This is a genomic window from Rhodococcus sp. T7 (assembly GCF_009872365.1).
Classification (GTDB): domain Bacteria; phylum Actinomycetota; class Actinomycetes; order Mycobacteriales; family Mycobacteriaceae; genus Rhodococcus_F.
Map to the genome: position 1 here is coordinate 1 of NZ_WXYH01000097.1, position 8,878 is coordinate 8,878.

Consider the following 8,878-nt stretch of genomic DNA (forward strand, 5'->3'; position numbering starts at 1 on the left):
GCGCCGGATTCGATGGCGTATCTGAGTGTGCTGATGCCGATGGAGCAGGCGGTCTGTTTGCAAGCGACGTTGCGTCGCGATGCGGACAGCCTCATCGCCACCGGGGACAGTGGTGGCCGCACCCGCAACCAGTTGATGGCGGACTTGTTGTTCGACCGCGGCACCGGAGCATCGGTGGCCTCGGGGGTGCCGGTGGCGGTGAACTTGGTGATCTCCGACGAGGCCTTGTTGGCGGGCGAGAACGAGGCGGCGGATGTGGCGGGGTTCGGTCCGGTGCCGGCCGGGATCGCCCGGCAGTTGGTGGCGAATGCCCTCGATGGTGATACCGCGGTGACCTTACGAAACGTGTACTCGTGCCCGTTGTCGGGGGCGTTGACGGCGATGGAATCGCAGTCGCGGGCGTTCCCGAAAGGCTTGCGGACGTTGATCGACCTGCGCGACCGGACGTGCCGCACCCCGTGGTGTGATGCGCCGATCCGCCATCACGACCACATCCTGTCCCGCCGCAACAAGGGCGCCACCACCGCGCACAACGGGGCGGGTTTGTGCGCGGCCTGCAACTACGCGAAGGAAGGCGACGGCTGGACCGCCCGCCCCGTCAGGCGGCACGGCCGCACGCATCTCTTCGACCTCGGTACCCCGACCGGGCATCACTACCGGTCCGCGGCCCCACGCCTGCCGTCCGCGGCACGGAGGTCGGAAATCGAAGCGATCCTCATCGCACACCTGCGGGCGTCATGAGGTGGTGGGGTGACCCCTTCGGTCATGCCCGTCCCCCCGACCAGGAAGTGAGTTCGGCGATGTCTCCGTGCAGGGCCGACTGGTACGTGAGCATCAACTCCTCCACGCCGCCGAACTGATCGCCGACGTTGTGGGTGTTCTCCGCCGACAGTTCGCGGTCGCCGGAGCGTGCGATGAGTTCGTCGATGCGGCTGTCGAGGCTCATCGCCCGGTTGACTGCCAGCACGGACCGCAGTTGCACCTCGGCCCGGGACAGCAGGTCGCCGATGCGCGCGAGTGCGGCGACGCGGTCGACCAGTTGATCCCACACCGGTTTCAGCGCGTTCTGCCGGGCCTCGATCTGCCTACGGGCGCCGTCGGAGTGGGTGGCGCGCAGCGCTTCGTCGAGTTCGATTCGGATTCCGCGCAGTGCGACGGTGTCGATGGCGATCTGCGTCAGTTCTTCGGCGAGGTCGAGTTGGTAACGCTGGACCGCGAAATGTTCCGAGTGCCACACTTCGGAACCGTCGATCCTGTCGAAGAGCATCCCCGCCAGGTAGAGCAGGGTGTCGTACGAGTCGGCGAATCTGTCGTTGTCGAGATCGGCGCCCTTGCCGATGGCGTCCACGACGCGTTTTCCGACCGCGGCCATCGGGGTGTTCCCGGCCGCCTGGCCGATGCGTTCCGCTGCGGCGCCGCGGGCATAGTTGCCTGCACGTTCGAGAGCGGTGCCCGCGATCGGCGCCGGTGTGCATTGCAGCGCCCGGAACAGTGCCTCACGTTGTTCGAGATCCAGGTGCACGCCTTCGCGCCGATCCCGCCGCATGGCCCGGACACCGTTGCCGTAGTGCCCAGGCGACATCACCACCGCGGACCGATACGACTGCAGTTTGCGGCCCAGTTCGGTGGCACGGTACTTGAACAGCAGTTGCGCCGGACCGGGGCGCAGGCTGCCGGTGCGCCGCGCGACCTGGTTGTATTCGTCCGTCACCAGGCGCAGCGCCCCGAAGCCGCCGATCGACGGGATGGTGCGCCCCGCGCGACGCCGGTTGGTGAGTACCTGCCGGGTGGGAGCATCGAGATGCCCGGCGGCGATCAGCACGGCGGCGGCGTCCGACAGCGGGGCGTGGGTGCCCGCGATCGTGGACCGTTCACACCAGTCGCGGACCTGGAAGGAGATGCGGGCACGACGCTCTTCGTACTGGGCGCTTTCCGACATCGGACCTCCTGGCAGTTCGCTGACCACCCACTGTCCCAGAATTTCGTCGGACGCGCCGCGACCGCTCGGGACGGGTGCGGTTCTAAGCTCTCCACCATGACTGACACGGTGCGTGCGGTACTTCTGTTCGCGGCGGCGGCAGTGGTGGTGGTGGCCGGTTGCGCCCGCTCCGTGGACGGCTCCCCCGAGACCGGCGCCGTCGCAGGGCCCGCGACCACCTCCGCGGTGACGACCGCGCCGAAGACCACCACCACGACCGCCCCGAGGTCCACGAGCAGCACCACCACCACGTCGAGCGCACTCCCGTCGACAATGACCACGACAACGACCACGACCAGCACCCCGGCCCCGGCCGACCCGCAGGCGTTCGCCGGCACCGCGGCGGGGAGTTACTACTTCACCACGCCGAGCACCAAGTTCCACTGTGCGATCCTGACCGGCGGCGACCTCCCGACCGCCGGCTGTCACGGCCCGATGCCGGCGTCGGCGCCGAAGGTCCCGGGCGCCGGCGCGTCCGGGACGGCGGTCACGCCCAACGCGATCGAGGTCACCGGCGGCCGCCCGGGTCAGTTCGCCAGTGCCGGCGATCCGCGGTTCTATCCCCTCGACGGATCGGCCGCCCCCGCGCTGTCGTATGGACGACCGTTGCAGGTGAACGACCTGACGTGCGTCGTCGACGAGGCCGCCGGGGTGTCGTGCCGCAGCGAAGCCGGTCACGGATTCACGCTCTCGGACAGCGCGTTCCGGGTGTGGTGAGCCGGCTCAGCCCAGTTCGTCCGAGCGCCGTTCCATCAGTGTGCGCAGCAGCGTGTTCTCCTTTTCGGTGAAGCCGATCGACTCGATCTCCCCGATGCCACGCCCGATGCCCTTGCGGACGCCGTCGAGCATTCTGGTGACGGCGCGTTCGGGAACACCGAGCCGGCCCCCGCATTCGACGAAGTGCCTGCGGTTGAGTTTGTTCGCCTTGCCGTAGAAGTCGAGGGCCATCGGGTCGCGCCACCCGAGGTACGGCTGGGTGCAGAGGAGGTCGTAGGCGGGTGTGACCCTCCACAAACCCGATTCGGCGAGTTGCACCGAGAAGTTCTTGCCGTGCAGGTCGCCGTTGCCGATCGCGTACGAATAGGCCACCAGCCGAAGCAGTTCCAGGGTGGCGACCCGCGCCGATCCACCGCCGCGCTCGCACACGCCTGCGAGTGCGGTGATCACGTTCTCGGTCTTCAGCCGGTACTTGGCCGCGGGGAACATCCCCATCACCTGGCACGCATCCTCCTGGGGTGTGCGGATGACACGGCCGGACGCATCGACTCGACGGTCGAAACGCGCGACGAGCAGGCCGGCATTGCCTCTGCCGTCGTGCACCAGTTGGTGGTCGGCGACGGGCAATCCGCACTGCGCGGCGAGTCCCATGAAGAAGTGCTCGTTCTCGACCAACTGCGGGTATCCCTGCGGTGGTGAGAGTTTGAGAATGGCGGGGCCCTTCTCGGTCGCGATCGGTGTCGAGTACATCTGGGCCGACACCTTCGCCTGCACCCCGGGCAGCGAGGTGGGGTCCAGTTTCACGGCCTCGTGCCCCGACATGTGCTCGAACAGCGCCCGCAGGTCCTGACGCTCGATCGCGTCGGGGTCGAACACGGGTGCAGTCTCGGGCGGCGGCACCCCTGTGGGCAGGACGCGCACGTCGCCGATCGTGTCGGCTCCGACCGCCATCAGGATCGTAAGGTGATCGTCCTCGGATGTCTTGGTGGCCGCGACCGCGCCCCGCAGCCGGATCCCCTCGGGGAGGAGACCCGCGAAGAACGGCGGGACGCTGCCCCCGCTGGCACGCACCTCGGTCGACGAGGTGGGGATCGTCCACGCGACCTGCGGGGCGCCGGGGTCCTGCAGGTAGGCGGGGTCGTAACGGAAGACGACGTCCCCGCCCTCCCGCACGAGACTGCCCGCGAGGCGGTCACCCTTGTAGACGTCGGCCCGGTCGACGCCGCTGAGGTTCTCGACCATCAGGCCTTCACCTCGACTCCCGAACGTGTGAGCAGCGCCAGACGGCATCCCATGGCGTCCGCGACGGCGTCGACGAGATCGAGTTGGACGGTCCCCCGGCCCGATTCGATCGACTGCACACTCGATCTCGACACCCCGGCCAGGTCGGCCAGCTCCGCCTGGGTCAGCCCGAGCTGGTGTCGCCGTGCCACGAATCCGTCGGAGATCCCGCCGGTGTCGGTTCGCTCGCGGCGGCGTGGGGTAGCCATGGCAGCCTCCTGGATCAGATCAAAGCTTGTGGACGGATGCTTAACGCCAGTGTGCGCCGATTCTGCGCCGAAGTCCATGCCTATGACTGCGAACGCAGGCTTAGAGGCTGAAGACAATGAAAACACGGTCGCACCCGCCTTTACGCCTGCGATCGCAAGCACAGGCATGGTCGCGGCACCCACCCCCTACCCTGGTTACATGCGCATAGGAGCACACGTCCGCCAGGACGAAGATCCGATCGGATACGGCGAACGGCTCGGCGCCGACGTCATTCAGATGTTCCTCACGGACCCGCAGAAATGGGAGAAGCCCCCGGCGCATCCGCGGACCGACGAGATCCGCGACAGCCCCATCGACGTCGTCGTGCACTCGTCGTACGTGATCAACGTGGCCAGCCTCAACAACCGGCTCCGGATGCCGTCCCGCAATGCCGTCGCGCAGCAGGCCCAGGCCGCCGCCGACATCGGCGCGTTCGGGCTGGTAGTCCACGGCGGACACGTCCGCGACGGCGAGGATGTCAACGCGGGGATCGTCAACTGGCGCAAACTGTTCGAACGCCAGGCCGACAAGGGCGGATTCCCCGTCCCCATCCTCATCGAGAACACGGCCGGCGGCGACTTCGCGATGGCGCGGCACTTCGACGCCATCGACCGACTGTGGCAGGAGGTCGGCGATTTCGGCGCCGGTTTCTGCCTCGACACCTGTCACGCCTGGGCGGGCGGCGAGGATCTGGTGGGGGTCGTCGAACGCATCAAGGCCATCACGGGCCGCATCGACCTGGTGCACCTCAACAACTCCCGCGACGAGTTCGATTCGGCCCGCGACCGGCACGCCAACCTCGCCGACGGAACCATCGACCCCGAACTGCTCGCCGAGGTCGTGCGGACCGCCGGCGCACCCGTCGTCCTCGAGACGCCGGAGGATGGGCTGGCCGACGACCTCGCGTATCTGCGGGAGACCGTCGGTTAGTCGCCCAGCCTGCCGGTCAGCCTGCGGTACCGCTCCTCGCTGACCGGATTCAGGCCCTCCACGGTGACGTCGGTGCCGCGGGTCGCGTACTTCGTGGTGATGCCGTCGAGCGCGGCCACGGTGGAGGCGTCCCAGATGGTGGCGCCCGACAGGTCGATGACCACGCGGCCGGGGTCGTCCGCGTAGTCGAACGAGAACACGAGATCGTTGGACGAGGCGAAGAACAGCTGACCGCTCACCCGGTACGTCTTCACGTCACCGTCGAGTTCGCCGCGCACGTCCACCATGTGGGCCACCCGGCGCGCGAACAGCACCATCGCGACGAGCACACCGACACCCACACCGATCGCGAGATTGTCCGTCGCGAGGGTGCCCGCGACGGTGCTGAGCATCACCAGGGTCTCGCTCAGTGGCATCCGCCGGAGCGTGCGGACGCTGTGCCAGTCGAAGGTCGTGGCGGCCACGAGCACCATCACGGCGACGAGCGCCGCCATCGGAATGGTTCCCACCACGTCGCCGAGACCGACTACGAGAATCAGCAGAAACGCACCCGACAGGAACGTCGACAACCGGGTTCGGGCCCCACCGGTCTTGACGTTGATGATGGTCTGCCCGATCAGCGCGCACCCGCCCATGCCGCCGAAGAGTCCGGTCACGATGTTCGCGACGCCCTGCCCCCACGACTCACGCGTCTTGTCCGAATGCGTGTCGGTGACCGAGTCCACGAGTTTGGCGCTCATCAACGATTCGAGGAGCCCGACGACGGCCATCGCCAGCGCGAACGGCGCGATGATGCGGAGGGTGTCGACCGTGAGCGGTACGTCCGGCAGCCCGATGAGAGTCGGCAGGCCGTCGGGCAGTTCGCCCTGATCGCCGACGGTGGGCACCGCGACACCGGCGAGGACGGTGAACGCAGTGAGCCCGACGATCACGAGTAGCGGCGCGGGCACCGCCGTGGTCAGCCGGGGAATCCACACGAGCAGAGCCAGACCGGCCGCGAGGAGCGCGTACACCGCCCACGGCACGTTCGTCAGATACGGGAACTGGTGCACGAAAATGAGGATTCCCAGCGCATTGCAGAAGCCGACCATCACACTGCGCGGCAGGAACCGCATGAGCCGCGCCACCCCGAGGACGGCGAGGACGATCTGCATCGCACCGCCGAGGAACACCGCCGCAATGAGGTACTGCAATCCGTGCGACGCCATGAGCGGGGCCAGCACCAGCGACACCGAACCGGTGGCCGCGGAGATCATCGCAGGTCGGCCGCCGGTGAACGCGATGGTCATCGCCATGATCGCGGCGGTGAACAAGCCCACCCGCGGATCGACACCCACGATGATGGAGAAAGACAACGCCTCCGGGATGAGGGCCATCGCCACGACGAGCGCGGACAACGACTCGATACGAAACACTGTCGGATGCAGCCACACCGGCCGTCGGAGAGCGAGAGAGGACACGGCGAGACAATCCTTCTTCCTGATGGGGACCCGAAGATCCTATCCGGGAAGCGTTCGACCAGTACGGTTAGCTGATCCGCCGACAGAGGAGGAACACCGTGCGACGCACACTTCCGGCCGCCCTGATCGCCGTCCTGACCGCACTGTCGCTGGCCGGGTGCGGAAGCTCCGATTCGGGTCCGGTCATCGACCAGGTACGCGAATCGGGCGTCCTGAAGGTCGGCACCGAGGGCACGTACACACCGTTCAGCTACCAGGGTCCCGACGGTCAGCTCACCGGGTACGACGTCGACGTCATCCGTGCGGTCGGCGACAAACTCGGTGTCTCCGTCGAGTTCACCCAGACCCCGTGGGACTCCATCTTCGCCGGCCTCGAGGCGAAACGCTACGACCTCGTCGCCAACCAGGTGACCGTCAACGACGAACGCACCCAGAAGTACGACCTGTCGACGCCGTACACCTACTCCGAGGGTGTGATCGTCACCCGCGCCGACGACAACGCGATCACCTCGCTCGCCGACCTGAAGGGCAAGACGACGGCGCAGTCCGCGACGAGCAACTGGGCGCAGGTGGCCAGGGACGCGGGCGCGAACGTCGAATCCGTCGAGGGCTTCGTGCAGGCCATCACGCTGCTCAAGGACGGCCGGGTCGATGCCACCGTCAACGACAATCTTGCCGTCGCCGAATACCAGAAGCAGACCGGCGACACCGGGGTGAAGGTCGCCGCCGAGACCGGTGACACGAGCGAGCAGGCGTTCGCGGCCCGCAAGGACAGCGGACTGATGCCCGACATCGACAAGGCCCTGGACGAACTGCGCGCCGACGGAACGCTCGCGCAGATCTCGCAGAAGTACTTCGGCACCGACGTGTCGGCACCGACCAACTGAGAGCCTGCCCGTGGACGACGCAACGGTCCAGCTGATCCTGGACAACCTGTGGCCGATGCTGAAGGCCACGATCACGATGACGATTCCGCTGACGATCATCAGCTTCACCATCGGTCTGGCGATCGCGCTGCTGGTGGCGCTCGCCCGGATCTCGTCGATCAGACCGCTGTCGATGCTGGCCCGCTTCTACGTCTCCATCATCCGCGGCACCCCGCTGCTGGTGCAGTTGTTCATCGTGTTCTACGCGCTGCCGCAGTTCGGTGTGACGCTCGAACCGTTCCCGGCGGCGGTGATCGCGTTCAGCCTCAACGTCGGCGGTTACGCGGCCGAGGTGATCAGGGCGGCGATCCTGTCGATCCCCAAGGGGCAGTGGGAAGCCGCGCAGACCATCGGCATGGGCTACACCACCACCCTGCAGCGGATCGTGCTGCCGCAGGCCACGCGCGTGGCCGTCCCGCCGCTGTCCAACACGCTGATCTCGCTGGTGAAGGACACGTCGCTGGCATCGACGATCCTGGTGACCGAACTGCTGCGCGTCGCCCAGCTCGCGGCCGCACCGACGTTCGACTTCTTCGCCCTCTACGGCATCGCCGCGCTGTACTACTGGGTGATCTGCATCTTCCTGTCGGCCGTCCAGGTCCGGCTCGAAGCCCGACTCGACAGGTATGTGGCCCGATGACCGACACCCCTCCCCTCCTTCAGGTATCCGGCGTCGAGAAGTCGTTCGGCGACCATCACGTTCTGCGCGACATCAGCTTCGACGTCAGGGCGGGCACGGTGACCGTCATCATCGGACCGTCGGGCTCCGGCAAGACGACGGTGTTGCGCACCCTCAACGCCCTGGACGTGGCGGACCGCGGGGTGATCTCCATCGGTGACGAGTCGGTGGATTTCGGCGCCGAGGTGGGCCGGGCGGCGCTGGCCAGGTTCCGCGCACAGAGCGGCATGGTGTTCCAGGCCCACAACCTGTTTCCGCACAAGACGGCGATCCAGAACGTCACCGAGGGCCCGATCGTGGTGCAGAAGCGGCCCAAGGCCGAGGCGCGCGCGGATGCGATGCGGTTGCTGACGCAGGTCGGCCTGGCGGAGAAGGCGGACCAGTACCCGTACGAGTTGTCGGGCGGTCAGCAGCAGCGGGTCGGAATCGCCCGGGCGCTCGCCCTGAAGCCGAAACTGATGTTGTTCGACGAGCCCACGTCCGCGCTGGACCCCGAACTGGTCGGCGAGGTGTTGCGAGTGATCCGGGACCTCGCGACCGAGGGCTGGACGATGGTGATCGTGACCCACGAGATCCGGTTCGCGCAGCAGGTGGCCGACCAGGTGCTGTTCGTCGACAACGGTGTCGTGCTCGAACGCGGCACCCCGAAGGACGTACT

Annotated in this window: 10 protein-coding genes; 6 read left to right on the forward strand and 4 right to left on the reverse strand. The window is 67.5% G+C overall.

Going from position 1 to position 8,878, the window contains the following annotated elements:
- Positions 1-741, forward strand: a 741-nt coding sequence (locus tag MLGJGCBP_RS11750) for an HNH endonuclease (RefSeq protein ID WP_201453035.1), incomplete at its 5' end; no start/stop codon positions are given.
- Between the two features lie 22 nt (positions 742-763).
- Here MLGJGCBP_RS11750 and MLGJGCBP_RS11755 read toward each other — a convergent pair.
- On the reverse strand, positions 764-1,939 hold the full coding sequence (locus MLGJGCBP_RS11755; RefSeq protein ID WP_160095730.1) for a hypothetical protein: 1,176 nt from the start codon (positions 1,937-1,939) through the stop codon (positions 764-766).
- A gap of 96 nt (positions 1,940-2,035) precedes the next feature.
- On the opposite strand from MLGJGCBP_RS11755, the gene MLGJGCBP_RS50465 reads away from it, so the two are divergent.
- Positions 2,036-2,695 (forward strand): hypothetical protein, encoded by a 660-nt coding sequence (locus tag MLGJGCBP_RS50465; protein ID WP_201453036.1) that lies wholly within the window; start codon positions 2,036-2,038, stop codon positions 2,693-2,695.
- A gap of 6 nt (positions 2,696-2,701) precedes the next feature.
- Here MLGJGCBP_RS50465 and MLGJGCBP_RS11765 read toward each other — a convergent pair whose 3' ends face one another.
- Both MLGJGCBP_RS11765 and MLGJGCBP_RS11770 read right to left on the reverse strand, forming a co-directional pair.
- Positions 2,702-3,937: a type II toxin-antitoxin system HipA family toxin gene (locus tag MLGJGCBP_RS11765; RefSeq protein WP_160095732.1), complete on the reverse strand. Its 1,236-nt coding sequence runs from the start codon at positions 3,935-3,937 to the stop codon at positions 2,702-2,704.
- Positions 3,937-4,185 (reverse strand): helix-turn-helix transcriptional regulator, encoded by a 249-nt coding sequence (locus tag MLGJGCBP_RS11770; RefSeq protein WP_160095734.1) that lies wholly within the window; start codon positions 4,183-4,185, stop codon positions 3,937-3,939. Before MLGJGCBP_RS11770 ends, MLGJGCBP_RS11765 begins: the two co-directional genes overlap by 1 nt.
- Before the next feature lie 199 nt (positions 4,186-4,384).
- Between MLGJGCBP_RS11770 and MLGJGCBP_RS11775 the strand changes: the two genes are divergently transcribed.
- Positions 4,385-5,155, forward strand: coding sequence for a deoxyribonuclease IV (locus MLGJGCBP_RS11775; RefSeq protein WP_160095736.1), 771 nt, complete (start codon positions 4,385-4,387; stop codon positions 5,153-5,155).
- On the opposite strand, the gene MLGJGCBP_RS11780 is transcribed toward MLGJGCBP_RS11775, so the two are convergent.
- The gene (locus MLGJGCBP_RS11780) at positions 5,152-6,615 is read right to left on the reverse strand and encodes a SulP family inorganic anion transporter (protein WP_160095738.1); all 1,464 of its coding nucleotides are present in this window, start codon (positions 6,613-6,615) and stop codon (positions 5,152-5,154) included. The two genes, MLGJGCBP_RS11775 and MLGJGCBP_RS11780, sit on opposite strands and share 4 nt — an antisense overlap.
- A 98-nt stretch (positions 6,616-6,713) precedes the next feature.
- Between MLGJGCBP_RS11780 and MLGJGCBP_RS11785 the strand changes: the two genes are divergently transcribed.
- The 3 genes from MLGJGCBP_RS11785 to MLGJGCBP_RS11795 all read left to right on the forward strand — a co-directional run.
- Complete coding sequence (locus tag MLGJGCBP_RS11785) at positions 6,714-7,502, forward strand: amino acid ABC transporter substrate-binding protein (RefSeq protein WP_087557108.1); 789 nt, start codon at positions 6,714-6,716, stop codon at positions 7,500-7,502.
- 10 nt (positions 7,503-7,512) lie between these two features.
- Positions 7,513-8,181, forward strand: a complete 669-nt coding sequence (locus tag MLGJGCBP_RS11790) for an amino acid ABC transporter permease (protein WP_087557107.1) — start codon at positions 7,513-7,515, stop codon at positions 8,179-8,181.
- Positions 8,178-8,878, forward strand: a 701-nt coding sequence (locus MLGJGCBP_RS11795) for an amino acid ABC transporter ATP-binding protein (RefSeq protein WP_160095740.1), incomplete at its 3' end; no start/stop codon positions are given. The genes MLGJGCBP_RS11790 and MLGJGCBP_RS11795, both read left to right, overlap by 4 nt.

What these genes read in the sequence shown, in the direction of transcription:
- MLGJGCBP_RS11755 (WP_160095730.1), bottom strand. Translation starts at nt 1,939, where the DNA reads ATGTCGGAAAGCGCCCAGTACGAAGAGCGTCGTGCCCGCATCTCCTTC.
- MLGJGCBP_RS50465 (WP_201453036.1), top strand. Translation starts at nt 2,036, where the DNA reads ATGACTGACACGGTGCGTGCGGTACTTCTGTTCGCGGCGGCGGCAGTG.
- MLGJGCBP_RS11765 (WP_160095732.1), bottom strand. Translation starts at nt 3,937, where the DNA reads ATGGTCGAGAACCTCAGCGGCGTCGACCGGGCCGACGTCTACAAGGGT.
- MLGJGCBP_RS11770 (WP_160095734.1), bottom strand. Translation starts at nt 4,185, where the DNA reads ATGGCTACCCCACGCCGCCGCGAGCGAACCGACACCGGCGGGATCTCC.
- MLGJGCBP_RS11775 (WP_160095736.1), top strand. Translation starts at nt 4,385, where the DNA reads ATGCGCATAGGAGCACACGTCCGCCAGGACGAAGATCCGATCGGATAC.